The sequence below is a fragment of the Massilia pinisoli genome (assembly GCF_024753285.1).
Classification (GTDB): domain Bacteria; phylum Pseudomonadota; class Gammaproteobacteria; order Burkholderiales; family Burkholderiaceae_D; genus Telluria; species Telluria pinisoli.
This window is the reverse complement of record NZ_JANUGW010000022.1, coordinates 79,905-105,605: the sequence shown is the minus strand read 5'-3', so window position 1 is coordinate 105,605 and position 25,701 is coordinate 79,905. Positions and strand designations below refer to the sequence as shown.

21 protein-coding genes are annotated in these 25,701 nt (G+C 67.4%); 9 read left to right on the top strand and 12 right to left on the bottom strand.

All coding sequences use genetic code 11. The features are described 5' to 3' along the window. Window positions 1-37: 37 nt before the first annotated feature. Window positions 38-805 (bottom strand): osmolarity response regulator transcription factor OmpR, encoded by a 768-nt coding sequence (gene ompR, locus NX784_RS23570; protein ID WP_307736113.1) that lies wholly within the window; start codon window positions 803-805, stop codon window positions 38-40. Window positions 806-1,011: 206 nt separating this feature from the next. On the opposite strand from ompR, the gene NX784_RS23565 reads away from it, so the two are divergent. The 3 genes from NX784_RS23565 to NX784_RS23555 all read left to right on the top strand — a co-directional run bounded on the left by NX784_RS23565 (window position 1,012) and on the right by NX784_RS23555 (window position 5,410). Continuing rightward, entirely contained in the window at window positions 1,012-1,389 is a 378-nt protein-coding gene (locus tag NX784_RS23565) for a hypothetical protein (protein ID WP_258819118.1), read from the top strand. Window positions 1,390-1,517: 128 nt separating this feature from the next. After that, complete coding sequence (locus NX784_RS23560) at window positions 1,518-3,443, top strand: flagellar assembly protein A (protein WP_258819117.1); 1,926 nt, start codon at window positions 1,518-1,520, stop codon at window positions 3,441-3,443. Between the two features lie 98 nt (window positions 3,444-3,541). Then, window positions 3,542-5,410: a M2 family metallopeptidase gene (locus tag NX784_RS23555; protein ID WP_258819133.1), complete on the top strand. Its 1,869-nt coding sequence runs from the start codon at window positions 3,542-3,544 to the stop codon at window positions 5,408-5,410. Window positions 5,411-5,629: 219 nt separating this feature from the next. Here the strand turns inward: NX784_RS23555 and NX784_RS23550 are convergent, their stop codons facing one another. Next, the gene (locus tag NX784_RS23550; RefSeq protein ID WP_258819116.1) at window positions 5,630-6,751 is read right to left on the bottom strand and encodes an HDOD domain-containing protein; all 1,122 of its coding nucleotides are present in this window, start codon (window positions 6,749-6,751) and stop codon (window positions 5,630-5,632) included. Window positions 6,752-6,889: 138 nt separating this feature from the next. On the opposite strand from NX784_RS23550, the gene NX784_RS23545 reads away from it, so the two are divergent. Next, window positions 6,890-7,369, top strand: a complete 480-nt coding sequence (locus tag NX784_RS23545; protein WP_258819115.1) for a chemotaxis protein CheW — start codon at window positions 6,890-6,892, stop codon at window positions 7,367-7,369. 3 nt (window positions 7,370-7,372) lie between these two features. Here NX784_RS23545 and NX784_RS23540 read toward each other — a convergent pair whose 3' ends face one another. The 4 genes from NX784_RS23540 to NX784_RS23525 all read right to left on the bottom strand — a co-directional run bounded on the left by NX784_RS23540 (window position 7,373) and on the right by NX784_RS23525 (window position 11,855). Continuing rightward, window positions 7,373-9,343: an ATP-binding cassette domain-containing protein gene (locus tag NX784_RS23540; protein ID WP_258819114.1), complete on the bottom strand. Its 1,971-nt coding sequence runs from the start codon at window positions 9,341-9,343 to the stop codon at window positions 7,373-7,375. A gap of 98 nt (window positions 9,344-9,441) precedes the next feature. Then, entirely contained in the window at window positions 9,442-10,329 is an 888-nt protein-coding gene (gene prmB, locus NX784_RS23535) for a 50S ribosomal protein L3 N(5)-glutamine methyltransferase (RefSeq protein ID WP_258819113.1), read from the bottom strand. A gap of 15 nt (window positions 10,330-10,344) precedes the next feature. Next, a complete protein-coding gene (dapE, locus tag NX784_RS23530; protein WP_258819112.1) occupies window positions 10,345-11,496 on the bottom strand; it encodes a succinyl-diaminopimelate desuccinylase in 1,152 nt (383 codons plus the stop codon). Continuing rightward, complete coding sequence (locus NX784_RS23525) at window positions 11,493-11,855, bottom strand: ArsC family reductase (RefSeq protein WP_258819111.1); 363 nt, start codon at window positions 11,853-11,855, stop codon at window positions 11,493-11,495. The genes dapE and NX784_RS23525 overlap by 4 nt, the downstream gene beginning before the upstream one ends. 325 nt (window positions 11,856-12,180) lie before the next feature. Between NX784_RS23525 and NX784_RS23520 the strand changes: the two genes are divergently transcribed. Next, window positions 12,181-12,453: a hypothetical protein gene (locus NX784_RS23520; protein WP_258819110.1), complete on the top strand. Its 273-nt coding sequence runs from the start codon at window positions 12,181-12,183 to the stop codon at window positions 12,451-12,453. Window positions 12,454-12,650: 197 nt separating this feature from the next. Here the strand turns inward: NX784_RS23520 and NX784_RS23515 are convergent, their stop codons facing one another. The 3 genes from NX784_RS23515 to dapC form a co-directional block, all read right to left on the bottom strand. After that, window positions 12,651-13,790, bottom strand: coding sequence for a PilT/PilU family type 4a pilus ATPase (locus NX784_RS23515; RefSeq protein WP_258819109.1), 1,140 nt, complete (start codon window positions 13,788-13,790; stop codon window positions 12,651-12,653). 290 nt (window positions 13,791-14,080) lie between these two features. Further along, entirely contained in the window at window positions 14,081-14,905 is an 825-nt protein-coding gene (gene dapD, locus NX784_RS23510; protein WP_258819108.1) for a 2,3,4,5-tetrahydropyridine-2,6-dicarboxylate N-succinyltransferase, read from the bottom strand. Between the two features lie 23 nt (window positions 14,906-14,928). Next, window positions 14,929-16,149: a succinyldiaminopimelate transaminase gene (gene dapC, locus NX784_RS23505; protein ID WP_258819107.1), complete on the bottom strand. Its 1,221-nt coding sequence runs from the start codon at window positions 16,147-16,149 to the stop codon at window positions 14,929-14,931. A 106-nt stretch (window positions 16,150-16,255) separates the two neighbouring features. Here dapC and NX784_RS23500 point away from each other — a divergent pair, with 106 nt between their 5' ends. After that, a complete protein-coding gene (locus NX784_RS23500) occupies window positions 16,256-17,017 on the top strand; it encodes a YoaK family protein (protein WP_258819106.1) in 762 nt (253 codons plus the stop codon). 7 nt (window positions 17,018-17,024) lie between these two features. Here the strand turns inward: NX784_RS23500 and NX784_RS23495 are convergent, their stop codons facing one another. Beyond that, on the bottom strand, window positions 17,025-19,268 hold the full coding sequence (locus tag NX784_RS23495) for a glycoside hydrolase family 31 protein (protein WP_258819105.1): 2,244 nt from the start codon (window positions 19,266-19,268) through the stop codon (window positions 17,025-17,027). Window positions 19,269-19,405: 137 nt separating this feature from the next. After that, window positions 19,406-20,434 carry an AraC family transcriptional regulator gene (locus NX784_RS23490; RefSeq protein WP_258819104.1) on the bottom strand — a complete coding sequence of 343 codons (1,029 nt, stop codon included), beginning with the start codon at window positions 20,432-20,434 and terminating at the stop codon, window positions 19,406-19,408. A 104-nt stretch (window positions 20,435-20,538) separates the two neighbouring features. Here NX784_RS23490 and NX784_RS23485 point away from each other — a divergent pair, with 104 nt between their 5' ends. The 3 genes from NX784_RS23485 to NX784_RS23475 are packed head-to-tail and all read left to right on the top strand — an operon-like array spanning window position 20,539 to window position 25,302. Continuing rightward, a complete protein-coding gene (locus tag NX784_RS23485) occupies window positions 20,539-22,131 on the top strand; it encodes an FAD-binding oxidoreductase (RefSeq protein ID WP_258819103.1) in 1,593 nt (530 codons plus the stop codon). Next, window positions 22,128-23,750: a glycerol-3-phosphate dehydrogenase/oxidase gene (locus tag NX784_RS23480; protein ID WP_258819102.1), complete on the top strand. Its 1,623-nt coding sequence runs from the start codon at window positions 22,128-22,130 to the stop codon at window positions 23,748-23,750. Before NX784_RS23485 ends, NX784_RS23480 begins: the two co-directional genes overlap by 4 nt. Then, window positions 23,734-25,302 (top strand): FGGY-family carbohydrate kinase, encoded by a 1,569-nt coding sequence (locus NX784_RS23475; protein ID WP_258819101.1) that lies wholly within the window; start codon window positions 23,734-23,736, stop codon window positions 25,300-25,302. Before NX784_RS23480 ends, NX784_RS23475 begins: the two co-directional genes overlap by 17 nt. 5 nt (window positions 25,303-25,307) lie before the next feature. On the opposite strand, the gene NX784_RS23470 is transcribed toward NX784_RS23475, so the two are convergent. Next, window positions 25,308-25,700, bottom strand: a complete 393-nt coding sequence (locus NX784_RS23470) for a RidA family protein (protein WP_258819100.1) — start codon at window positions 25,698-25,700, stop codon at window positions 25,308-25,310. Window position 25,701: the final 1 nt, after the last annotated feature.

Below are 25,701 nucleotides of genomic sequence, written 5' to 3'. Positions count from 1 at the left end.
CGCGGCACGGGCTGTTCCTTCGGGGTTGATGCGAACACTAGCGCGGCTGGCCTTCAGGGATGAACACGTAGCCCAGGCCCCATACGGTCTGGATGTACAGCGGGCTCGATGGATCGGGCTCGATCAGCTTGCGCAGGCGCGAGATCTGCACGTCCAGCGAGCGGTCGAACACTTCGTATTCGCGGCCGCGCGCCAGTTCCATCAGCTTCTCGCGCGACAGCGGCTGGCGCGCGTGGCGGGCGAAGACCTTCAGCACGGAGAATTCGCCCGTCGTCAAAGGCACGGTTTCGCCGTTCTTCTTCAGCGTGCGCGTGCCGAGGTCGAGCACGAAGTCGCCGAACTCGAACGTCTGCGGCGTCTCGCTCGGTGCGCCGGGGATCTCGTCCGGGCCCTTGCGGCGCAGGACCGCGTTGATGCGCGCCACCAGCTCGCGTGGGTTGAAGGGCTTCGGCAGATAGTCGTCCGCGCCCATTTCCAGGCCGACGATGCGGTCGACGTCCTCGCCTTTTGCCGTCAGCATGATGATCGGCGTCTGGTCGCCGGCACCGCGCAGGCGGCGGCAGATCGACAGGCCGTCCTCGCCGGGCAGCATCAGGTCCAGCACGAGCAGGTCGTAGCGCTCGCGCAGCCACAGCTTGTTCATCGCCGGCGCGCTTTCCGCCGTCACGACCTGAAAGCCCTGTTCGGTCAGGTAGCGGCGCAGCAGGTCGCGCAGGCGCACGTCGTCGTCGACGACCATGATTCGGGCCGAATGGCCGCCGTTTGCGCCGGCCGTGCCCGCGTTCGAGTTCGTTGCATTCATCATTCTGTAATTTGTCAGATTAATGTCGCTATGGTAACGTCTTATGGCTCGACGCCAAGAGGGTATCGCTGAGCCATTACATTGTGTTACAAACTTTACCCAATTCGCCTTATGCCTGGAGCGGAATCCTCATACACTGGCCTCATCGGATCGCAGTATGAGAGTACAGCTTATCTCCTAACAGAGCATCGCGGAAGAGGAACACCACCATGAACAGCGCGTTCACCCACCACCACGCAGAGACGAAAGCAGGCCGGCTGGCCCGCGGCGTGCGTCTCGCCGCGCTGGCGTGCGCCCTGGCATTGGGGGCTGGCAGTGCATGGGCCCAGCAGCACGGCGACCGCCGCGACGACCAGGGCATGCAGCAATCCTCCCGCTTCCGCCTGCCGCCGCAGGACCGCGACCAGCGCGACGACCAGCGCCCGTTCGACGAACCGCGCTTCGAACAGCGTCGCGCGCCGCGGGAACAGCGCGAGCCGCAGCACGATGCGCGCCGCAGCAGTGGTCGCATGACGCCGGACGAGCGGCGCGACCTGCGCCGCCAGATCAACGAAGCGGGCATGGACCTGTACCCGCAGCGCCGCTGATCGGTTCGATCGAGTTACCTCTCATCAACTTTGTTGCTTGTAGTTTATTTTCAAGTGACAACATGATACGCTAGCCGGATTCGCCCCGGCCCAGCCTTCGCCGGGGCACCAACCGCACGGAGCGTATCGTGACCACTGATCTTTCCGCCGCCTCGCAATCTCCAGCGCCGGCGCCGGCGACCCGGATCGCCACGACCGGCCCGGAACATTGCATCGCCAAGCGCGACGATGGGGTGTACGCCGATCCCTCCGTGCTCGGCACGACGCTCGTCGCCGCCGTCGACAACGTCTACCGCGCCGGTAATTACTTCGTCGGCGTCGACTATCCCGTATTGATGAAGGCCTTGTTCGGCCACGGTCCCGAACTGCCGCGCGGGCCGGACGGCGGGACGATGGTGCGCATCGCCGCCGACATCCAGACGTTCGACCCGACCCGGCGCGCGCTGTACCGCGCCGCCAAGATCGGCGGCGGCCGCGCCGAATACTATTTCGAACCCGTGTGGCTGCCGAACCCGGACGACCTCGATGGCGAGGGCTTTCCCACCCGTCTCGACGTCGACGAATTCATCGCCGACATGTGGAGCAAGGGCATCCGCTTCGGTCTCGACCTGCCGGCCATCCGCGCCGCGATCGCCTCGAACAAGGCCGACCGCATCACGGTCGCGCGCCAGTGCGATCCGGTGCAGGGCGAGGATGCGCGCATCGTCGAAGTGTCCGACGACATCCACCGCAACGACGCACCGCTCGAACTGGCCAACGGCCGCCTCGACCTGAACAGCTTCCAGAACCGCTTCCCGCAGATCCAGCCGGGTGTCCGCCTGCTGAAGAAACAACCCGCGACGGCCGGTACGCCGGGCTTCGAGATGTCGGGCATGCCGCTGCCGGCCGCGCCGGGCCGCGATGCCGACCTCCTGCCGTACGCGGGGCCCGGCACGAAGGTCGAGCGCATGGCCGACGGCGAATTCCTCGTGTCGAGTCAGGCCGGCTTCCTGATGGTCGACTCGAAGACGAGCCGGATCTCGATCGGAGACAAGGTCGTCAGCCGCGACGGCGTCAGCGCCAAGACGACGGGCAATCTGTGCCTGACGGGCGACTACGAGGAATTCGGAGAAGTCCAGGAAAAGCGTGTGATCGAGGCCGACAGCATCACCGTGCATGCCGACGTGTTCGGCCTGCTCGTGTCGCGCGGCGGCACCATCGTCATGAATGCGAACCTCGTCGGCGGCAGCGCCCGTAACGCGCGCGGCGACATCCGCGTGCGCGGCGTCGCGTCGGCCGCCGTGCTGAGCGCGGACGAGGGCACGATCTTCATCGAGCGCGCCGAGAGCTGCGTCATCGCCGGCACGCGGGTCGAGGTGGCGCATGCCGTCAATTGCGAGATCGTCGGCGACGAGGTCGTCGTCGGCATCGCCGAGGGCTGCGCACTGGCGGGCCGGCGCGTGGCGGTCGAATGCACGGTGCCGCGCAAGCAGAGCGAGATGCTGGTGGCCGTGCTGCGCCCGGAAGGACGGCAGATCGACGAGGTGATCGCCGCTGTCACGCAGCGCGTCGCACAGTTCGCCGGGCTGGCCGTGCAACTGAAGACCGCGATGGACACGTTGACGTCCAGCCCCGACGTGCGCCGTTACCTGATGCTGGCCACGCGCGTGCGCAAGGGCGAGGTCGTGCTGACGCCCGACCAGACGCGCCAGTTCCAGAAGATGGCGCAGGACGTGGGGCCTGCGCTGAAGACGATCGGCGACGTGTCGGCGAAGCTCAAGGCCGCGGAGGCCGAGCAGCAGGCCGGCACGCAGATGCTCGCGAACCTGGAGGCGCAGCGCAGCGACGCCGCCAGCATCGCCGCCGTGACGATCCAGTCGGTGCAGGGCGACACGCAGGTGCGCATCCTCGCCTACAGCCCGGCGGACGGGCAACCGCACCGCTGGACACCGCGCGACATCCGCACGCGCCTGCGCGGCCCGCAGGCGGGCGAGCAGCTGTTCATGGGCGGCGCCGGCGCGTTCGCGTGGAGCAGCGACGCGGTGCCGGCCCCCGTCGAACCGACCGCCGCATAAACCGCCTCTTCGCGCTCGCGAGCGCATATACTTGTGGGCGGCCGCGAGGCCGCATTCGAACGAATCCACACAAGAGAAGAGGGGAAACCTTGAACAACATGCGTCCCATCCACCAGCGCAGCCCGATCGGCGCGCTGGTCGCCGCGCTGTGCGCCGGCGCGCTGCTCGCCAACCCGGCAAGCGCTGCAACCAAAACCGCGAGCGCCAAAGGCAAGCCGACCGTCGTCGAGGCCGAGCGCTTCGTCGCCGACGCCGAGAAAAAGCTCGACCTGCTGGGCCTCGACGCCGGCCGCGCCGAGTGGGTGGCCGAGAACTTCATCACGCTCGACACCGAAACGATCACCGCGCAAGCCAACGAACAATACCTGACCGCGAGCGGCGACTACGCCCTCAAGGCGCGCCGCTACAACGGCCTGAAGGTCCCGGAAGCGACCGCCCGCAAGCTGATGCTGTTGCAGCAGTCGCTGATGCTGGACAACGCCGACGACCGCGCCGCGTACGCGCGCCTGGCCGCCAGCATGACGGCCGCATACGGCAAGGCCAAGTACTGTCCGGCCGCTGCCGCGGGCGCCGCGAAGCCCGATTGCATGCCGCTGGGCGAACTGGAAAAAGTACTGGCGACGAGCCATGACCCGGCGCGCCTGAAGGACGTCTGGCTCGGCTGGCACGCCCAGTCGCCCGCGTACAAGCAGGACTACGCGAAATACGTCGAGCTGTCGAACAAGGGCGCCCGCGCGATGGGCTATGCCGATACCGGCGCGTTGTGGCGCTCGCGTTACGACATGGCGCCGGATGCGTTCTCCGCGGAGATGGAACGCCTGTGGCAGCAAGTGAAACCGCTGTACGAGTCGCTGCACACCTACACGCGCTACAAGTTGCGCCAGGCGTACGGCCCCGACGCCGTGCCGGCCGACGGTCCGATCCCCGCCCACCTGCTGGGCAATATGTGGGCGCAGAGCTGGGACAACCTGTACCCGATGCTGAAACCGGCCGGCCTGGAGAAGGGCGAGGACCTGACGGCGCTGCTGGAAGAACGCAAGACGAGCGCCGTCGAGATGACGCGCTACGCCGAAGGGTTCTACACGTCGCTGGGCATGCAGAAGCTGCCGGAGACGTTCTGGGAACGCTCGCTGCTGACGAAACCGCGCGACCGCGACGTCGTGTGCCACGCGTCCGCCTGGGACCTGGACGGCAAGGACGACGTGCGCGTGAAGATGTGCATCACGCCGACGTTCGAGGACTTCCGCACGATCCACCACGAGTTGGGCCACCTGTATTACGACCTCGCGTACAGCAACCAGTCGCCGATGTTCAAGAATGGCGCCAACGACGGCTTCCACGAAGCCATCGGCGACACGATCGCGCTGTCGATCACCCCCGCATACCTCAAGCAGATCGGCCTGATGAAGACGGACCCCGACCCGAAGCAGGAGATCGGCCCGCTGCTGTACACGGCGCTGCAGAAGATCGCGTTCATGCCGTTCGCGTACAAGGTCGACAAGTGGCGCTGGCAGGTGTATGCCGGCCAGGTCAAGCCGGCCGACTACGACAAGGCCTGGTGGGCGCTGACGGAGCAGTACCAGGGCGTGGCGCGTCCGGCACCGATGGTCGATGGCGGCTTCGACGCCGGCGCCAAGTACCACGTGGCGAGCGACACGCCGTACGCCCGCTACTTCCTCGCGCACGTGCTGCAGTTCCAGTTCCACCGCGCGCTGTGCAAGGAAGCGGGCGACACGGGGCCGCTGTACCGCTGCTCGATCTACGGCAACCGCAAGGCGGGCGCGAAATTCCAGCAGATGCTGGCGATGGGTACGAGCAAGCCGTGGCCGGAAGCGCTGAAGGTCGTCACCGGGTCGGACAAGATGGATGCGTCGGCGATGCTGGAATACTTCGCGCCGCTCAAGACCTGGCTGGATGAGCAGAACAAGATCCTGGCTGTCGAGGATGCGAAACTGACGAAGCGGTAGGGCGGACGGCGCGCTGGACATGCCGTGCCTGCGCCGGGCCGGTTGAACGCGTGGACGGCGGTTACGTCACGTCGACGGATGCGTTGCCGGTGTAGCCGTCCACCCTACGCTGACGGCGCGGAATCTCCATTCATCGTAGGGTGGACGGCTCTGCCGTCCACGCGTTCAGCCATCAGGCGAGACGCCGCCTCATTTCATGAGTGTGCCGAACGCGCGCGTTCACGCGGCCGGCGCGGCGTCTCCGTTTGTGACGAGCGCCGCGTAACACGGCGCCGCTTCCGGCGGCAGCCCCGCGAACACGGACGCATCCGCCTCGTCGACCAGCCCCTGCTCGACGAGCATCCGCACCTTCCCCAGATAATCCGTCAGCTTGAGCAGGCGCCCCAGCGGCGACACGGCCGTGCCCCGCCGCAGCGTGCCCTGTTCGAGCAGCGCCTGCGCCACCGTGTCGGGGAAATTCCATTCGCGCGCGATGCTCGCGCACAGCCGGCGCGTGTCGCGTGCGAGCTGCGCGAGGAACACGTCGGAGCCGAGGCGTTCGCCTTCCTGCACCGCCTGGTCCATGACGCGCAGGCTGACGATCAGCCCCACGTTCTGCAGCAGCGCCGCGAGGAACGCGTCGAACGGTGCGATGCCGCTGTCCGGGCCGAGCGTGGCCACCACCTGGCGCGCGGCCATCGCGCAGCGTTCCGAATGGGCCCACAGGTGCGGCGCCAGCCGGCGCGTGTAGAAGCCCGAGTTGATGTCGATGATGGGCCGGAACGCGACCGTCGTGATCAGCTGGCGCAAGCCTTCCTGGCCGATCAGGATCACCGCGTGTTCGACGCTCGTGATCGAATTCCCCGTGCCCTGGTAGCAGTTGTTGGCGAGGCGGACGACGGCAGCGACGAGCACCGGGTCGGACGCGATCGTGCGCGACAAGGCGCTACCGGAAAAAGTCTCGCTGCGCAGGCTTTGCAGCAGTTGCGGAATGAGCCCCGGCATGCGTCGCACGAGCGCCGCGCCGGACTGCTGCGACGCGATGATCGCGGCCAGCGCATCCAGCACGCGGGTCTCCGCATCGGACAGTTCCAGGCCGCCGTCCGCGCGGTCGAACAGCCACGCGTTCCACGCGCCGTTGATGCGCTCCAGCTGCTCGAACGACACGACGGGCGCCGATGCCGACGGTGGCGCCGCGGCAGGTGACGCCGCGGGCGCCGGCCCGGGCGCGGCCGGCGGCAGGTCGGGCGTATCGGGCACCTCGGGCACGGGCGCCGCGTCGGCGGCAAAAGCGGTGCCCGGCTGCGTTTGCACGGCGGCCGGGCCGGAAATCAGGCGTTGCAGCCACCGGAACATCGTCATCCCCTTTAGGTCACTCCGAGCATTGTACGGGCGCAGGCGCCGAACGCAAGGTAGGAAATGTCTCATAGATTGTTGACTGTACTCAACAATTTTCAAGCGTCACCGACTTAGCATGTCGATCTTGAGAAAGGAACCGCCATGCACACGACCACGACCGCCGCCACGCCAACGACGCAATTCCTGAGCTTCACCCTCGGCGGGCTCGAATACGGGCTCGACGTCGCCAAGGTGCAGGAATTGCGCGTGCTGAAGGCCCTCGAACGCTTCGCGTCGGACGGCGAGATCATCGGCGGCGTGGCCGTGTCGCGCGGCGTCGTCATGCCGCTCGTCGACATGCGCGCCGCCTGCGGCACCGCGGCGCGCGCGCCCGATCCGATGACGGACGTGATCATCCTGCGTCTGTCGACGTGCGTGATGGGGATGGTGGTCGATGGCGTGACGGGCGTCGTGTCGCTGGCGCCCGAGCAGGTGTCGCCCGTGCCCGGCGCGGACGACGCGCAGGTCGATTACCTGATCGGGCTGGGGCAGACGGGGACGCGACGGCTGATCCTCGTGGACATCGACCGCCTGATGTCCGTGCGCCGCCCCAAGCAGGACGGCGCGCGCCAGGTGGCATGATCGTCAGGCGACGAGGCTTTCCAGCTGCTCCTGCAACTCCAGCCACTCGTTTTCGAGATTGCCCAGGTCGCGCGTGAGGAACGCCTGGTCGGCCACGAGGTTCTTCAGCTCTTCCTTCTTGTCCGCCTCGTAGATGCCCGGCTCCAGCAGCCGGGCGTCGACGTCGGCCTTCTTCGCGTTCAGCTTCGCCATCTGCTCCTCGAGCCGCTTGATGCGGTTCTCGATGGGCTTCTTCAGCGCGGCCAGACGCTGGCGCTCTTCCGCTTCCTGGCGCTTCTGTTCCTTGCGGTCGACGGTGGACACGGGTGCGGGCGCGGCTGCGGACGAGGGCAGCGGGGCGCTCGCGGCGCCGTCGGCCTTCAGCTTGGTCTGGAACAGCCAGTCCTTGTAGTCGTCCAGGTCGCCGTCGAACGGCTGCAGGCGGCCGTCCGCGACGATGATGAACTGGTCGGTCGTCGCGCGCAGCAGGTGGCGGTCGTGCGAGACGACGACGAGCGTGCCTTCGAACTGCGCCAGCGCCAAGGTGAGCGCCTCGCGCGTTTCCAGGTCCAGGTGGTTCGTCGGTTCGTCCAGCAGCAGCAGGTTGGGGCGCTGCCACACGATCAGCGCGAGCGCGAGGCGCGCCTTTTCGCCGCCGGAGAACGGCTTGATCGAACTCGTCACCATATCGCCGGGGAAGTTGAAGCCGCCCAGGAAGTTGCGCAGCTCCTGCTCGCGCGTGGTCGGCGCGATCTTCTGCAGATGCCACAGCGGCGATTCGTCGTGCCGCAGCATCTCGACCTGGTGCTGGGCGAAGTAGCCGATGACGAGGCCCTTGCCCAACGTGGCCGTGCCCGCGAGCGGCGCGAGCTCGCCCGCGACGGTCTTGATCAACGTCGATTTACCGGCGCCGTTCACGCCCAGCAGGCCGATGCGCTGGCCCGTCTGCAGCGAGAAATTCACCTTGTGGACGATGGTCTTGCCGCCGACCTTGTCGCCGTGCGCATCGAGCAGCGGGTAGCCGGCATCGACGTCTTCCATCACGAGCAGCGGATTCGGCGCCGACAGCGGGTCGCGGAACTCGAACGAGAATTCGGCGGCCGCGCGCAGCGGCGCCAGTTCTTCCATCTTCGCCAGCGCCTTCATGCGGCTTTGCGCCTGGCGCGCTTTCGTCGCCTTGGCCTTGAAGCGGTCGACGAACGATTGCAGGTGGGCGCGCGTGCGCTGCTGCTTTTCGTACGCGGCGGCGGCCAGCACGAGGTGCGCCGCGCGCTGGCGCTCGAACGCGGAGTAGTTGCCCGAGTAGCGCTTCAACTTGCGCTCGTCGATGTGCACGATGACGTTCACGATTTCGTCGAGGAAGTCGCGGTCGTGCGAGATGATGATCAGGGTGCCGGCATAGCGCTTGAGCCAGTCCTCGAGCCAGATGATGGCGTCCAGGTCCAGGTGGTTCGTCGGTTCGTCCAGCAGCAGCAGGTCGGAAGGGCACATCAGCGCCTGCGCGAGGTTCAGGCGCATGCGCCAGCCGCCCGAGAAGCTGGCGACGGGCTGGCGCATCTGTTCCAGCGAAAAGCCCAGGCCCAGCAGCAGCTGTTCCGCGCGCGACTGCACCGTGTACGCGTCGGCGTCGGCCAGGCCCGAGTGGACGTGGCCGATGGCGATGCCGTTTTCCGTCGTGTGGGGCAGGGCCTCCAGCCGATCCAGCTCGGCCTGCAGTTCGCGCAGGTGGGCATCGCCGTCGATCGCGTACTCGATGGCGGGACGGTCCAGCGCCGGCGTCTCCTGCGCCACGTACGCCATGCGCCAGCGCGCGGGGAAGTCGATCTCGCCCTGGTCCGGATGGAGTTCGTTGCGCAGCATCGCGAACAGGCTGGATTTGCCGGCGCCGTTCGCGCCGATCAAGCCGATCTTGTCGCCGGGGTTGAGGGTGAGGTCGGCGTCTTCCAGCAGCGGCTTGGTGCCGCGCATGAGACTCACGTTGGAAAATCGGATCATATTTCTAGCTCGGGAGGGGAGGACCGTAGGGTGGGCACCCCGTGCCCACGCGGACGCTGGCTTGACGCAGGCTTCCGCGTGGGCGGAGGCCGCCCACCCTACAGGGATAACTGTTCGGCCGTCAGCAGGAACACGGCGTCGTCGCCCTGGCTGGTCGTCAGCCAGGTGAGACCCAGGTGGCCGAACGCCGCTTCCGCGTACTCGCGCTCGTTGCCGATCTCGACGATCAGCACGCCTTCGGGGCTCAGGCGCTCGGCGGCGCCGTCGATGATCTTGCGCACGAGGTCCATGCCATCTTCGCCGCCCGCGAGGGCGATCTGCGGCTCGCGCAGGTATTCCGGCGGCAGCTTGCCCATCGAATCGCTGTTCACGTACGGCGGGTTCGTCACGATCAGGTCGTACTTCTTGAACGGCACGTGCTGGTACAGGTCGGACTCGATCGGGTTCACGCGGCCTTCCAGCTTGTAGTCGCGGATGTTGCGCTCGGCGACGGCCAGCGCATCCTTCGAGATGTCGACGGCGTCGACGACGGCGTTCTGGAACGCATCCGCCAGCATGATGGCGAGGCAACCGGAGCCCGTGCACAGTTCGAGCACGTTTTCGACACTGTCCGGATCCGCGACCCACGGGCTGAAGAAATTCGGAATCAGCTCGGCGATGAACGAGCGCGGCACGAGCACTCTTTCGTCGACGTAGAAGTTGTAGCTGCCCAGCCACGCCTCATTCGTGATATAGGCCGCCGGCACGCGCTCGTTGACGCGGCGCTCGATGACGGCCATCACCTGCAGGATCTCTTCCGGCAGCAGGCGCGCGTCGAGGAACGGCTCCAGTTTGTCCAGCGGCAGCTTCAGCGTGTGCAGGATCAGGTAGGCCGCTTCGTCGAACGCTTCGGCGCTGCCGTGGCCGAAGAACAGCTTCGCGCCGTTGAAGCGGGTGACGGCGTAGCGCAGCAGGTCGCGCGGCGTGCAGAATTGGGTCGTGGTCATGGCCAGGTTTCGTCGTTATGCCGCGGACGGCGGGATGGTCAGCAAGCGCTCCAGCGTGCGCCGGTAGATGTTCTTGAGCGGATCGATGTACCGCACTTCGATGTGCTCGTCGATCTTGTGGATGCTGTCGTTGGGTGGCCCGAATTCTATCACCTGGGGGCAGATGCGGGCGATGAAGCGGCCGTCCGACGTTCCTCCGGTCGTCGACAATTCCGTCGTCACGCCCAGTTCCTGCTTGATCGCGCCGCAGATCGCGTCCGACAACGTGCCCTTCGGCGTGAGGAACGGGTGGCCGGACAACGTCCATTTCAGGTCGTAGTCGAGGCCGTGGCGGTCGAGGATCGCGTGCACGCGCGCCTGCAGGCTCTCGGCCGTGCTCGCGGTGGAGAAGCGGAAATTGAAGTCGATCTTGATCTCGCCCGGGATCACGTTCGTCGCCCCCGTGCCGGCCGCGACGTTGGACACTTGCCAGCTCGTCGGCGGGAAGTATTCGTTGCCGTCATCCCATTTCTCGGCTGCGAGTTCGGCCAGCGCCGGTGCCGCCAGGTGGATCGGGTTGCGCGCCAGGTGCGGGTAGGCGATATGGCCTTGCACGCCCTTCACGATGAGGCAGCCGGACAGCGAACCGCGGCGGCCGTTCTTGATCATGTCGCCCAGCACGTGGCTGGATGTGGGCTCGCCGACGAGGCAGTAGTCGATCGCCTCGCCCCGTTCTTCCAGCAGCTCGCAGACGATGACGGTGCCGTCCGTGGCCGGGCCCTCCTCGTCGGACGTCAGCAGGAAGGCGATCGAACCCATGTGGTCCGGATGCGCGGCCACGAATTCCTCGACGGCGACGACCATGGCGGCGATCGACGTCTTCATGTCCGACGCGCCGCGGCCGTACAGCTTGCCGTCGCGCCGCGTAGGCTCGAACGGCGCCGATGCCCACTGGTTCGCGGGGCCCGTCGGCACGACGTCCGTGTGGCCGGCGAACACGAATACGGGTGCCGCGTCGCCACGCCGCGCCCACAGGTTCGTCACGCCGTTCGACTCGATCGTCTCGCAGCGGAAGCCGAGCGGCGCGAGCAGCGCCTGCAGCTTCTGCTGGCAGCCTTTATCGTGCGGTGTGACGGAATCGAGCGCGATCAGCTCTTCCGTGAGCAGTTGCGTGCGCGACGGCTTCATGCGGGCCAGTCTCCGAACAGGTGTTCGTACTGCTCGGCCGAGAAGCCGACGGACAATTTATCGGCGCCTTCCAGCACGGGCCGCTTGATGACGGACGGGTTTTCCAGCATCAGGTCGAGGGCGCTGGCCTTGTCGACGACCTGCGCGCGGCGCTCGTCGGACAGCTTGCGCCACGTGGTGCCCTTGCGGTTCACGAGCGTTTCCCAGTCGACCTGATCGAGCCAGTGCGCGGCGGTGGCGCGGTCCAGGCCTTGCTTCTTGAAATCGTGGAACTCGAATTCCTGGCCGTTGTCGGCCAGCCAGGTGCGGGCTTTCTTGACGGTGTCGCAGTTCGGAATACCGTAGAGGGTCTTTTTCATGGCGGGTGGGTATTGCAATTCCGGAAGGCGCGAAGGATAGCACAGGGTGGCTGTCCACCGACTAGTTTAGCAATGTCGAGGCCGGGGAGGAGCCGGCATCGCGGCGCGGCCGTGCCGGCAGCGACGCTTACGCCGGGATCGCGCCTGTTAAGGGAGAGTGGGTAAGTGTAATTTTAACAACAGATTGATGGAGCCCTCACGAATCCTGCATAAATGTTTGATAGACTGTGTCTAGCTGGAAATCGCATCGAGTCGGTGTGTGACAGTGGCGTGATTTCCGTTTTGATAGCAGCGGGAGAGCACCTGACGACAGGAGGGCTGCATTATGCTACGGTGGCTGGCAAACTTAATTTCTCATCACGCTCCTACACCTGAGAAACATGCAAAACGGTCGCTCAACGACCTGCGCATGGAGCTGTATCAATCCGAGCAACATTTGCTGGAAATGCAGTTACGTACGGATTACTACCGGGCTCGTATCGCTTTTCTGGAAGAGGTGACAACGAAGGGCATCGAGCAGGTATCCGATCAGCGCAAACGTCAACAGGAAGCTTCTCAGGCACTGCGGTCCGGACTCAAACTCACGGCAGCGCAATAGCGCCGAGTCCGCAGCAAGAAGACGCCGCGCGGCGGATCGACATCGACGAGTACCTGCTGCCGGTGCCCGGATCTTCTTGTTGCGGCTGATTGGCATCTGAGCGCAACACCTGCCGACAACACTGTTCACGCGCTGGCGTCCCGCGTCAAGGCGCCACGGCCCCTATCTTGTACTGTGGATTCTTGAGTGCAGTCAACTCAACTATCCAGCGTAAATTCCGTAAACGACGGCCCATCCGGCTCCGCCGGCTTCGCCTGTTCCTGCTCGGCCTTGCTGTCCGGCCCGTTGTTGATCAGCCAGAGCAGATTGGTGGCCGAATCGGCGTTGGCAAGCGCCTCTTCCTGCGTGATGAGGTCGGCCTGCACGAGTTCCAGCAATGCCTTTTCGAACGATTGCGAACCGGGTGACAGGCTCTTGTCCATCGCTTCTTTGATCTCGCCGATGTCGCCTTTTTCGATCAGGTCTGCGACGTAGCGCGTGTTGACCATGATCTCGACGGCCGCGTGGCGCTGCCCGCCGGTCTTCGCGCGCACGAGGCGCTGCGACACGATCGCCTTCACTGCGGACGACAAGTCCTGCAGCAGGGCGGGGCGGTTCTCGATCGGGTAGAAGCTGATGATGCGGTTCAGTGCGTTGTAGCTGTTGTTGGCGTGCAAGGTCGCCAGCACGAGGTGGCCGGATTGCGCGTAGGCGAGGGCGGCGGCCATCGTGTCCTTGTCGCGGATCTCGCCGATCAGGATGCAGTCCGGCGCCTGGCGCATCGAGTTGCGCAGGGCGACGTCGAAATCCTTCGCGTCGCTGCCGATCTCGCGCTGGTTGACGATCGACCTCTTGTTCTTGAACAGGTACTCGATCGGGTCTTCCAGCGTGAGGATATGGCCGTGGCGCTGCTCGTTGCGGTGGTCGAGCATCGAGGCGATCGTCGTCGACTTGCCGGAGCCCGTCGCGCCCACGATCAGCATCAGGCCGCGCTTTTCCATGATCAGTTCCGACAGCACGGGCGGCAGGCCCAGGTCGGACAGCGGCGGGATCGTGGCGGGGACGAAACGGAACACGGCGGAGATGCTGCCGCGCTGGCGGAACGCGGACAGGCGGAAGCGGCCCAGGTTCGGTACCGAGATGCCCATATTGAGCTCGTTCTCGCGCTCCAGCTCTTCCATCTGCTCCGGGCTCGCGATTTCCGCCAGAAGCACGCGGATGTTTTCCGGTTCGAGCTTGTTCTGGTTGATCGGGATGAGGTTCCCGTTGATCTTGATGTGGACTGGGGAATTGACCGCGAAGAACATGTCGGACGCGTTCTTTTCCTTCATCAACTGGAACAGACGTTCCATCATCATGGTGTTCTCCCTTGCTTCGCGGTAATTTTCTGCGTTTAAGGGATTCTAACCTGACGGCGCGGACGTGCAAACGAAACGTGGGCACGGGGTGCCCACCCTACGACTGATCGCGTGGTCGTGCAAACGTAGGGTGGACGGCTGTACCGCGCGGTGTGCTCAGACGCGGCGGCGCCGTCCACGCGTTCAGCCGGCGTAAGAAACGTCGCGATACATCACGCGGTGGTTGAACGCGTGGACGGCGAGCCGTCCACCTACGACTTGCGGTTACGTTTGAAACGCCGGATTAAGGATTACACGCCGCGCAGCAACTCGTTGATGCCCGTCTTCGCACGGGTCTTCGCATCGACCTGCTTGACGATCACGGCGCAATACAGGCTGTACTTGCCATCGGCGGACGGCAGGCTGCCCGACACGACGACGGAACCGGCCGGGATGCGGCCATACGTCACTTCGCCCGTCTCGCGGTTGTAGATCTTGGTCGACTGGCCGATGTACACGCCCATCGAGATCACCGAGTTCTCTTCGACGATCACGCCTTCGACGATTTCCGAACGGGCGCCGATGAAGCAGTTGTCTTCGATGATGGTCGGATTGGCCTGCATGGGTTCCAGCACGCCGCCGATGCCAACGCCGCCCGACAGGTGGACGTTCTTGCCGATCTGGGCGCACGAGCCGACGGTGGCCCACGTGTCGACCATCGCGCCTTCGTCGACGTAGGCGCCGATGTTCACGTACGACGGCATCAGCACGACGTTCTTGCCGATGAACGAGCCGCGGCGGGCGACGGCCGGCGGCACGACGCGGAAGCCGCCTTTCGCGAAGTCTTCCGCGGTGTAGTTCGCGAACTTCGTCGGGACCTTGTCGTAGAACTGCATGTCGCCGCCTTCCACGGGCACGTTGTTTTCGAGGCGGAACGACAGCAGCACGGCCTTCTTGATCCACTGGTTCACGACCCAGCTGCCGGTGTCCTTCTGGGCGACGCGCAGGCTGCCGTCGTCAAGGCCGGCCAGGACGTGGGCGACGGCGTCGCGCACTTCGGCGCTGGCGGAGGCCGGGCTGATCTCTGCGCGCTGTTCCCACGCGGTGTCGATGATGGTCTGGAGTTGTTGGGTCATGATTTGTCTATTCAGGTGGTGTGTCAGGAAGACTTGAGGTCGTTGCAGAACTGGACGATGCGGTGCGCCGCTTCCAATCCTTCGTCCACTTCGGCGACGAGCGCCATGCGGATGCGGTTGCGTCCCGGATTGCTGTCGTGCGCGTCGCGCGCGAGATAGCTGCCGGGTAAAACCGTCACATTATATTCGGCGTACAGGCCGCGTGCGAACTCCGTGTCCGACAGGCCCGTGCGGCGCACGTCGGCCCACAGGTAGAAGCCGGCGTCCGGCAGCTCGACGTCCATCACCTGCTTCAGGAGCGGCGTGATGAGCGTGAATTTTTCCTTGTACAGGTTGCGGTTCTCCTGCACGTGCGCTTCGTCGTTCCACGCGGCGATCGACGCCGCCTGCACGGGCGGCGACATCGCGCCGCCGCAGTAGGTGCGGTACAGCAGGAATTTCTTCATCAGTTCCGGATCGCCGGCGACGAAGCCCGAGCGCATGCCCGGCACGTTCGAGCGCTTCGAGAGGCTCGAGAACACGATCAGGTTCGCGTACGGCCGCGCGCCGCCGCTCCGGCCCAGCTGATGCGCGGCTTCCAGCGCGCCCAGCGGCGGCGTGGCGCCGAAATAGATCTCGGAATAGCACTCGTCCGCGGCGATCACGAAGCCGTGGCGGTCGGACAGCGCGAACAGCTCGCGCCAGTCGTCCAGCGACAGCACGGCGCCCGTCGGATTGCCGGGGGAGCACAGGTACAGCAGTTGCACGCGCGCCCACACGTCGTCCGGCACGCTCGTGTAATCGCAGCCGAAGTTGCGGCCGGGCTGCGAGTTCACGAAATAGGGCTCGGCGCCCGCGAGATAGGCCGCGCCTTCGTAGATCTGGTAGAACGGGTTCGGGCTGACGACGAGCGCGCCCGGCTTGCGCGGATCGATGACCGTCTGCGCGATCGCGAACAGCGCCTCGCGCGATCCGTTCACGGGCAACACCATCGTGGCCGCATCGATAGTCGGGATGCCGTAGCGGCGTTCCAGCCAGCCGGCGATCGCGGCGCGCAGCGGCTCGCCGCCGTGCGTCGTCGGATACGAGGCCAGGCCGGCCATGGCGTGCGTCAGCGCTTTCTGGATGAACGCTGGTGTCGCGTGCTTCGGCTCACCGATGCCCAGGCTGATGTGGGCAAGGTCGGGATTCGGCGTGACGCCGGCGAACAGCTGGCGCAGCTTTTCGAACGGATAAGGGTGCAGGCGGTCGAGATGTGGGTTCACGGCGATGAGTTTTTCTTGGCGATGTTCGTGTGAGAAGGACAATTATAGCGAGAACCGGCGTCACGCCGGGCTTTCCGGGGCGGTCGGGCTGGGTTAGTATTGACGCATGCAGCGCTCCGTCGACTACGTCCGCACCCTCACCGCCCAGGCGCGCAGCGCGCGTGCCAACCGTCACCTCGGCTTTGCGCTGGCTGGCGTGGCCGGCGCGATGAACGCCGGCGGCTTCCTCGCCGTGCACCAGTACACGTCGCACATGACGGGCATCGTCTCGTCGGCCGCCGACAACCTCGCGCTGGGCGCCGCCGACCTCGTGCTCGACGCGCTGGGCGCCATCGTGTCGTTCCTGCTGGGCGCGGCCAGCACGGCGCTGCTCGTCAACTACGGGCGCCGCCGCGCCCTCGCGAGCGAATACGCGCTGCCGCTGCTGTTCGAAGCCATGCTGCTGCTGGCGTTCGGCGTGCTCGGCGCGCGCCTGTCCAGCATCGCGGGCCTGTTCGTGCCCGTCACCGTGATGCTGCTGTGTTACACGATGGGCCTGCAGAACGCGCTGGTCACGAAGCTGTCGCACGCCGAGATCCGCACGACGCACATGACGGGCATCGTCACCGACATCGGCATCGAGCTGGGCAAGATGTTGTACTGGAATGCCGACACGGCGGCCCGTCCTTACGTCGCAGCCAACCATGGACGGCTGGCCGTGCTGTGCGGCCTGCTGGGCAGCTTCTTCTTCGGTGGCGTGGCCGGCGCGGTCGGGTTCAAGATGCTCGGCTACGTGGCGACGGTGCCGCTGGCGCTGCTGCTGTCCGGCCTTGCCATCGTGCCGGCACTGGACGACTTGCGCGCACGCGCCCAGAGGCGCGCGCGCTGAAGGCCCGTCAGCCGCCGCACTGCGGCAACGTGACGGACGTGGCCTTGCCGTCGTAGACGACCGTCCGCACGTCGCCCGTCTTCGTACCGCAGCGCACAGAGAAGGACTGGCGTGCCGGCATGCCGTCGTAGCGGCCCTGGCGCGGTGCGAGGTCGAGGCGTTTCGCGCCGTCGGTCCACGTCATGCGCACGAGGGCGTACGCCCCTTTCTGGTAGGCGTAGCCGTCGCCGCCGTCGTCGTACAGCTCATACGAACCGTCCTTGCCCGGATAGACGACGAGGTCCACCGGCGCATCCGACTTCTGGTCCGCGAACTGCTTCACAGGACCCAGCGGCACGATGCTGCCGGCCCGCGCATAGACGGGGATCGTCGCGATGTCGGCCTGCGCCGTCACCACCTGGCCCGGGGCCAGCTTCGCGCCGGTCCAGAAGTCGTACCACGCGTCCTTGCCCGGCAGGTAGACCTCGCGCGCCTGCGACTTCGGCTGCACGACCGGTGCCACGAGCAGGGCCTTGCCGAACATGTACTCGTCGGCGACATGCAGCGCGTGCTCGTCGTCGCGGAAGTCGAAGGCGAGGGCGCGCATCATCGTGCCGTCGTTGTGCGTGACGTCCCACGAGGCCGAATAGATGTATGGCAGGAGGCGGTAGCGCACGTCGATGTAGTCGCGCATGATCTTCTGCGTCGCGTCGTCGAACTGCCAGATCTCCTTGCCGTCGCCCGTGCCGTGCACGCGGAACATCGGGTTGAAGACGCCGAACTGGAACCAGCGCGTGAACAGTTCCGCGTAGGCCGGGTCGGTCGGCTTGCCGCCGAAGAAGCCGCCGATGTCGGCCGACCAGTACGGGATGCCGGACAGCGTGAAGTTCAGCGCGGCAGGGATCTGGCGGCGGAACACGTCCCAGTTGCCCATCGTGTCGCCCGACCACGTGATGGCCGCGTTGCGCTGCTGGCCTGCGTAGGCGGAACGGGTCAGGATGAACGCGCGCTTGCCGGCCTGGTCGCGCACCATGCCGTCATGCACGGCCGTCGTGTGCAGCAGCGGATACGCGTTGTAGACGGCGCTGCCCGGACCGGCGGCCGTCTGGAGTTCACGCATCTGACCCCACCAGCCGCCCAGTTCCGCTTCCGACGCGTCCAGCCACCAGCCGTCGAAGCCGAGCGTGCCGAGGCCGCGCATCACCTGGCGCCAGTACAGGTCGCGGGCGCGCGGGTTGTACGCGTCGTACCAGCGGCCCTTGCCGGCCGGGTAGACGTTCGGGTACGTGGCCGGATACAGGCCGCCGATGGCGTCCAGCGCCTTCGTGTTCGCGGTGTCCGTGTCGAGGCGGGCCCACACGGAGATGATCGCGTGGACGTTCTCGTCATGCAGCTTCTTGACCATGCCGGCCGGGTCGGGGTAGCGCGCCTTATCGAATTCATGGCTGCCCCACTGGCCCGGCAGCCAGTACTGCCAGTCCTGGATGACGGCGTCGAGCGGCACTTTCATCTGGCGGTATTTCGAAGCGATGCCGAGCAGTTCGTCCTGCGTCGCATAGTGTTCCTTCGACTGCCACAGGCCCCACGTCCAGCGCGCCATCAGCGGCGCGGTGCCCGTCAGGCGGCGGTAGCCCTTGATCACGTCGTCGAGTTCGGGGCCGTACATGAAGTGGTAATCGACGCCGCCCGCTTCGGAGCGGATCATGATCGGCGGCCCGGACGGCAGGTCGACGTCGACGTTCGTGACGGCCGCGTTATTCCACAGGATGCCGTAGCCCTGCGGCGAGACGAGCATCGGCACCGCGACGTCACGGTTCGCCTGCTGCAGGCGTACAGTGGTGCCGCCGTAGTCGAGCAGGCCGTTCTGATGCTGGCCGAGGCCATACACGATGTTCCCGTGCTCGCCCGTATAGAAGCGCTGCGAGACGCCGTGCGCGAGGTCACGGCCGCCTTCCTTGATGATCTCCTTGCCGTCCGGCGTCTGGAAGACGACGTTGCCGTCCTCGCGTCCCACGCGGACCTTCAGGTCGGCCGTGGACAAGGTCCATGCGTCGGCTGCTTCGGCGATCTGGAACGCGATCTTTTCCGGTTTGGCGATGACGGCCGGGTTGTAGTTGCCGGCAAAGCCGGCCGGGCCGAAGCGGACGTGGATGACGCGCGGCGCCACCGGTTCGATCGTCAGCACGCCCGCGTCGGTGCGCACCTGCATGCCCGTGTCGACGCGCTGCATCGACGGCGCGGCCGCATGCGCCGTCAGCGTCCAGGCGGACACTCCCCCAATGAATAATGATTTCCACATATTGTATTGACTCGCTGTGTTGTCCGGCGCCGGCGGCCGGGTCGACCTGACGTTATAGCAAAAGGGGAACCGGGCGGTTTAATGAAAACACCCAGTCCGATGTCCAATTTTTACCGGCCGACCGCCAGCGCCCGTTCGCGCCATGCGCCGGGGTTTACGCCCGACCATTCGCGGAACGCGTGCGTAAAGGCGCTCTGTTCCTGGAAACCGAGCAGGAAGGCGATGTCGACGAGCGACAGGCCGTCCTGGCGCAGATAGTCCATCGCCAGCGCGTAGCGCGCGGCGTCCAGCACCTGCTGGAACGTGGCACCGGCATCGGCCAGCTTGCGCTGCAAGGTGCGCGGCGACAGCGCGAGTTCGGCGGCGATGCCGGCCAGCCGCACGGGTTCGCGCGCGAGCGTGCGCACGATCGCCGCGTGCACCTGCGCGACGATGCCGCTCGCCGCCTGCGCCCGTTCGCGCAGCAGGCGTTCGGCATGCTGCTGCAACAGGGGATACATCGCCGTGTCGGCGGCGGGCAGCGGCAGCGCGAGGAGGGCCGCGTCGAAATCGACCGTGTGCGCGGACGCGCCGAACGCGGGCACGCCGCCCAGCACGCGCGCATACTCGGCCGGGTCGGCATCGTCAGGACGCAGGTGTGCGAAGGCGAGGGCGCGCGGCGCCAGCGGCCGGCCCGCGAGCCACGAGCCGAACGTGCGGATGCCGGCGAACACGCTTTCCGCCAGGTGCCGGCTCGCGTGCGGATAATGGCTGACCCACGTGTAGCGCGCGTGTGCGCCATGGGCGTCGAGACGCGAGCGACCCAGGTCGTGCGCCAGCTGTTCGTAGCGCTGCGTCTGTTCCAGCGCCTGGCCGATGTCGCGGCAGGCCAGCAGCACGAGGCCGTACACGCTATACGTCCCGGGCCGCACGCGCTCGCCCACGTGCAGGCCGAAGTGCGGGTCGCGGGCGAGGCGGCTGCCCGCGTCGAGCAGCGCGATATAGTCGGATGCCGCCAGCGCGTCCGGCAGCGGGTCGAGCAGATCGGGTGCGAGGCCGGCCGCCTGCGCCAGCGCGGACGGCGCGATGCCCAGCGCAGCCGCGGTCTCCAGCAGCGGCTGCAGATAGGCTGCGGTGACGCGTGACGGCGTGGCTGGCATGTTCGAACAAGCGCTTGGCATGAATCCGCAATACTCGGGTCGTCGTTTTTCTTAAAGTGGCCGCCAACGAGTATAGCCGCATAACACGACGGGGAGAACGGCAGATGCGACGCTGGAACGGTTGGGGAGACGATACGATCGACGTACCGCTGGGCGAAGGCGCGCTGGCGTTCCTGCGCGGGGCCATCGGCGCGGGCACGGCGCCCCATGACGCCGCATTCGACGCGCTGTGCGCGAGCCTGCCGCCGGGCCGCCTGCCGCCGCATGCGCTCGTCGATGCGGGCGCGCCGGCGCGGCTCGCACACGCGACGGGCCAGAGCCTGCAGGACTGGCTGCGCCTGCGCTACGGCCGCATCGATGCGGCGCCGGACGGCGTCGCGTATCCGGAAAGCGCCGACGACGTGCGCACCTTGCTGCGCTGGGCGGCGGCGCACGACGTGGCCATCGTGCCGTACGGCGGCGGCACGAGCGTCGCGGGCCACCTGGATGCCGTCGGCGCGCGGCCCACGCTTTCCGTCGACATGGCGCGCATGCGGGCGCTCGTGTCGCTCGACGAGGAGGCACAGCTCGCGGTGTTCGAGGCCGGCGTGGCGGGGCCCGACCTGGAAGCGCAGCTGCGCGCGCACGGCTATACGCTGGGCCACTTCCCGCAATCGTTCGATTACTCCACGTTGGGCGGCTGGGTCGTCACGCGCTCGTCCGGCCAGCAGTCGCTGCGCTACGGCCGCATCGAGCAGCTGTTCGCGGGGGGGCGCGTGGAGACGCCATCCGGCACGCTCGCCATGCCCACGTTCCCGGCATCCGCCGCGGGCCCCGACCTGCGCGAACTGGTGCTCGGGTCGGAAGGGCGGCTCGGCATCCTGACGGAAGCGGCCGTGCGCATCAGCCGCCTGCCGCCGTACGAAGCCTTTCACGCCGTGTTCTTCCCCGATTGGCATGCCGCCGAACGGGCCGTGCGCATCATCGTGCAAGCGCGCCTGGGCCTGTCGATGCTGCGCGTATCGAACGCGACGGAGACCGCCACGATGCTCACGCTGGCCGGCCATGGCCGCCAGGTGGCGCTGCTGGAAGCGTGGCTGAAGCTGCGCGGCGCGGGCGCGGATAAATGCATGCTGCTCGTCGGCGCCAGCGGCGAGAAGGCGCAAGCACGCGCGGCACTGAAGGCCGCGCTGGCGCTGGCGCGGCGCGACGGCGGCGTGCACGCGGGCCGCGGGCTGGGCGAGCGGTGGAAGCGCAACCGCTTCCGCAACGTCTACCTGCGCAACAGCGCGTGGGCGCACGGGTATGCGATCGATACGGTGGAGACGGCGCTCGACTGGCCCCGCGTCACGCCCGCCATGCGCGCCATCGAGCGGGCCGCGCACGACGCGCTCGCGCAGGCCGGCGAGCGGGTGCACGCGTACACCCACTTGTCGCACTTGTATCCGCAAGGGGCCAGCGTCTACTCGACGTTCATCTGGCGCCTGGCCGGCGACTACGACGCGGACCTCGCGCGCTGGCGCCGGCTGAAGACGGCCGTGTCGGAGGCGATCGTCGCGAGCGGCGGTACGATCAGCCACCAGCACGGGGTGGGCCGTGACCACGCGCCGTGGCTCGCACACGAAAAGGGAGAACTCGGCATGGCGGCGCTGCGCACACTGTTCCGCGAATTCGATCCGGATGGCCGCATGAATCCGGGCAAGCTGGTGACGCCATGACGGCAGATTACGCCGCGCTGTGGCGGAGGGACGGGCGCGCGGGCCTGGGCGACGTGCTGGCCCACGAGTGGGACGTGCTCGTGATCGGCGGCGGCATCAGCGGCGCCGGCGTGCTGCTGGAAGCGGCGCGGCGCGGCTTGCGTGCGCTGCTCGTCGAGCGCTGCGACTTCGCGTGGGGCACGTCGAGCCGCTCGTCGAAACTCGTGCACGGCGGCCTGCGCTACCTGAAGGGCGGCCATCTGCGGCTGACGGCGGAATCCGTGCGCGAGCGCGAGATGCTGCTGCGCGCCGCGCCCGGCCTCGTCGAGCCGCAGGGTTTCGCGTTCGCGCAGTACATTGGTGCGCGTGGCCGGCGCAGCTTCCTCACGGGCCTTGCGCTGTACGACGCGATGGCGCACCGGCGCGAACCGCACTGGCTCGCCGCCGACGACTTCCTGATGGCGGCGCCGAACGTGAAGCGCGACGGCCTGGCCGGCGGCATCGTCTACACGGACGCCCGCACGGACGATGCCCGCCTGGTGCTGCGCGTGCTGCGCGAAGCGCTGGACCATGGCGCGGCGGCCGTCAACCACGTCGGCGCGCGCGAGCTGCTGCGGATCGATGGCCGCGTGTGCGGCGCGACGCTCGCCTGCACCGACGATGGCGCGACGTACACGGTGCGTGCGCGCGTCGTCGTCGATGCGACGGGGGCGTGGTCCGGCCCGTTGCACGGCCAGGGCCCGCGCCTGCGTCCGCTGCGCGGCAGCCATCTGATCCTGCCCGCGTGGCGGCTGCCGCTGGCGCGCGCCGTCAGCCTGATGCATCCGCACGACGGCCGGCCCGTGTTCGCGTATCCGTGGGAAGGCGCGACGCTGGTCGGCACGACGGACCTCGACCACGAGGAAACCATGGAGCGCGAGCCCCGCATCACGCCCGCGGAAGTCGATTACCTGATGGCGGCGTTGCGGGCGCAGTTCCCGCAGCTGCAACTCACCGACTCGGACATCGTGTCGACGTATGCGGGTGTCCGGCCCGTCATCGCGGGCAAGGAGGGTGGGGCGCCGTCGCAGGAAGGACGCGAGCACGTGACGTGGAGCAGTCCAGGTCTCGTGGCGATTGCGGGCGGCAAGCTGACGACGTTCCGCGCCATCGCGCTCGACGCGCTGCGGCTGGTGAAGCAGCAAAGCCCTGGCTGGGACGATCCGCTGGACGCGCGCCCCGTGTTCGCGCCCGTGCCGCACCCGGACGCGCCGCACGTGGACGCGCCGCACGTGGACGCGCCGCACGTGGACGCGAGCCTCTGGCGCCGGCTGCACGGCCGCTACGGCGCGTGTGCGGCAGCGCTGCTGGACGCGGCGCTGCCGGGCGAACTGGAACGCATCCCCGGCACGGAAACGGCGTGGGCCGAGCTGCGCTGGGCCGCGCGCTGCGAGGCCGTGCGGCACCTGGACGACCTGCTGCTGCGCCGCACGCGGCTGGGCCTCCTGCTGCGTGATGGCGGCGCGGCGCATCTGGCGCGCATCCGCGCCATTTGCCAGCCGGAGCTCGGCTGGGACGACGTACACTGGGAGCAGGAAGAGGCGGCGTACCGCACACACTGGACCACTCACCACGGCGTGCCCGATGAACACCAACACTGAACCGACGATCCTTGCCATCGACAACGGCACGCAGAGCGTGCGCGCGATCCTGTTCGACCTCGCCGGGAACATCGTCGCCAAGTCGCAGGTGATGCTCGACCCGTATTTTTCGCGGCAGCCCGGCTGGGCCGAGCACGACCCGCAGGATTACTGGCAATCGCTGTGTCGTGCATGCCAGGGGCTGTGGACGCAGCCCGGCGTGCGGCGCGACGCAATCGCCGGCGTCGCGGTGACGACGCAGCGCGGCACCGTCGTCAACCTGGACCGCGACGGCCGCCCGCTGCGTCCGGCCATCACGTGGCTCGACCAGCGCCACACGGACACGGTGCCGCCCATGGCCTGGTGGTGGCGCACGGCGTTCAAGCTGGCGCGCGTGGACGGCACCATCGATTATTTTCGCGGCGAGGCCGAGATCAACTGGATCCGCGCGCACGAACCGGAGATCTGGGCCGCGACCGACAAATTCCTGCTGCTGTCCGGCTACCTGAACTGGCGGCTGTGCGGGCGGTTCGCCGATTCGTCCGGGTCGCAGGTGGCGTACGTCCCGTTCGACTACAAGCGCCGGCGCTGGGCCGGGCCGCGCGACTGGAAGTGGCAGGCGCTGGCCGTCGAACCGCGCATGCTCCCGGAACTCGTGGAGCCGGGCGACCGGCTGGGCGAGATCGGCCGGGACGCGGCCGACGCCACCGGCATCCCGGCCGGCACGCCGCTGCTGGCGGCCGCCGCGGACAAGGCGTGCGAAGTGATCGGCGCCGGCTGCCGCGAGCCGCACGTCGGGTGCCTGAGCTACGGCACGACGGCCACCATCAACACGACGGGCACCCGCTACGTCGAGGTGACGCCGTTCCTCCCGCCATATCCCGCCGCCATTCCGGGCGCGTACAGCAGCGAGGTGCAGGTGTTCCGCGGCTACTGGATGGTCAACTGGTTCAAGGAGCAGTTCGGCCACCGCGAGCAGCAGCGCGCGCTGGCGGAAGACGTGGCGCCCGAGCACCTGTTCGACCAGCTGGCGAGCGCCGTCCCGCCGGGCTCCATGGGGCTGATGCTGCAGCCGTACTGGACACCCGGCATCCGCGTGCCGGGGCGCGAGGCGAAAGGCGCCATCATCGGCTTCGGCGACGTGCACACGCGCGCGCACGTGTACCGCGCGATCCTGGAAGGCCTCGCGTACGCGCTGCGCGAAGGGAAGGAGCGCATCGAGCAGCGCAGCGGCGTGCCGATCACGGCGCTGCGCGTATCCGGCGGCGGCTCGCAGAGCGATTGCGCGATGCAGCTGACGGCCGACATCTTCGGCCTGCCGACGGCGCGGCCGCACGTGTACGAGACGTCGGGCCTGGGCGCCGCCATCGACGCCGCCGTCGGGCTGGGGCTGCATCGCGATTTCGCGGCGGCGATGGATGCGATGACGCGGGTGGGCAGGGTGTTCGAACCGGTGCCGGCGCACCGCGACGTGTATGACCGGCTGTACCGGCAGGTCTATCTGAAGATGTACCGGCAGCTGCAGCCGCTGTACCGCGACATCGCGGCGATCACGGGGTATCCGGCAAGCTGACCCGATCAGTCCGGGATGCGCGCGACGACCTTGATCTCGAAGTCGAATCCATACAGCCAGGTCACGCCGACGGCCGTCACGGTCGGGTAGGGCGCTTCGCCCCAGTATTCCTGGGCCACGCGCCAGATGCGCTCGAACTTGGCCTGCGGATCGACGATGAACACGGTCACGTCGACGACGTCCGCGAACGTGCAGTGGGCCGCGTCCAGGATGGCATTCAGGTTGGCAAACGCGCGCCGCACCTGATCGTCGAGTTCGGGTTCGGGCGTGCCGTCCTCGCGGCTCCCCACCTGGCCGGAGACGAACAGGAAGCCGTTGGCGCGCACGGCGGGCGAATAACGGTTTGCTTCATAGAGCGCTTGGCGCCCTGGCGGGAAAACGACGTCACGGACTCGCATG

Excerpts from the sequence above, each read along its gene's own strand:
- NX784_RS23525 (WP_258819111.1), bottom strand. The coding sequence starts at position 11,855 with ATGAAAAAGACCCTCTACGGTATTCCGAACTGCGACACCGTCAAGAAA.
- dapE (WP_258819112.1), bottom strand. The coding sequence starts at position 11,496 with ATGAAGCCGTCGCGCACGCAACTGCTCACGGAAGAGCTGATCGCGCTC.
- NX784_RS23545 (WP_258819115.1), top strand. The coding sequence starts at position 6,890 with ATGCACACGACCACGACCGCCGCCACGCCAACGACGCAATTCCTGAGC.
- NX784_RS23490 (WP_258819104.1), bottom strand. The coding sequence starts at position 20,434 with ATGCCAGCCACGCCGTCACGCGTCACCGCAGCCTATCTGCAGCCGCTG.
- prmB (WP_258819113.1), bottom strand. The coding sequence starts at position 10,329 with ATGACCACGACCCAATTCTGCACGCCGCGCGACCTGCTGCGCTACGCC.
- NX784_RS23555 (WP_258819133.1), top strand. The coding sequence starts at position 3,542 with ATGCGTCCCATCCACCAGCGCAGCCCGATCGGCGCGCTGGTCGCCGCG.
- ompR (WP_307736113.1), bottom strand. The coding sequence starts at position 805 with ATGATGAATGCAACGAACTCGAACGCGGGCACGGCCGGCGCAAACGGC.
- NX784_RS23520 (WP_258819110.1), top strand. The coding sequence starts at position 12,181 with ATGCTACGGTGGCTGGCAAACTTAATTTCTCATCACGCTCCTACACCT.
- NX784_RS23515 (WP_258819109.1), bottom strand. The coding sequence starts at position 13,790 with ATGATGATGGAACGTCTGTTCCAGTTGATGAAGGAAAAGAACGCGTCC.
- NX784_RS23470 (WP_258819100.1), bottom strand. The coding sequence starts at position 25,700 with ATGCGAGTCCGTGACGTCGTTTTCCCGCCAGGGCGCCAAGCGCTCTAT.
- NX784_RS23480 (WP_258819102.1), top strand. The coding sequence starts at position 22,128 with ATGACGGCAGATTACGCCGCGCTGTGGCGGAGGGACGGGCGCGCGGGC.
- NX784_RS23475 (WP_258819101.1), top strand. The coding sequence starts at position 23,734 with ATGAACACCAACACTGAACCGACGATCCTTGCCATCGACAACGGCACG.
- NX784_RS23485 (WP_258819103.1), top strand. The coding sequence starts at position 20,539 with ATGCGACGCTGGAACGGTTGGGGAGACGATACGATCGACGTACCGCTG.
- dapD (WP_258819108.1), bottom strand. The coding sequence starts at position 14,905 with ATGACCCAACAACTCCAGACCATCATCGACACCGCGTGGGAACAGCGC.
- NX784_RS23500 (WP_258819106.1), top strand. The coding sequence starts at position 16,256 with ATGCAGCGCTCCGTCGACTACGTCCGCACCCTCACCGCCCAGGCGCGC.
- NX784_RS23550 (WP_258819116.1), bottom strand. The coding sequence starts at position 6,751 with ATGACGATGTTCCGGTGGCTGCAACGCCTGATTTCCGGCCCGGCCGCC.
- NX784_RS23540 (WP_258819114.1), bottom strand. The coding sequence starts at position 9,343 with ATGATCCGATTTTCCAACGTGAGTCTCATGCGCGGCACCAAGCCGCTG.
- NX784_RS23565 (WP_258819118.1), top strand. The coding sequence starts at position 1,012 with ATGAACAGCGCGTTCACCCACCACCACGCAGAGACGAAAGCAGGCCGG.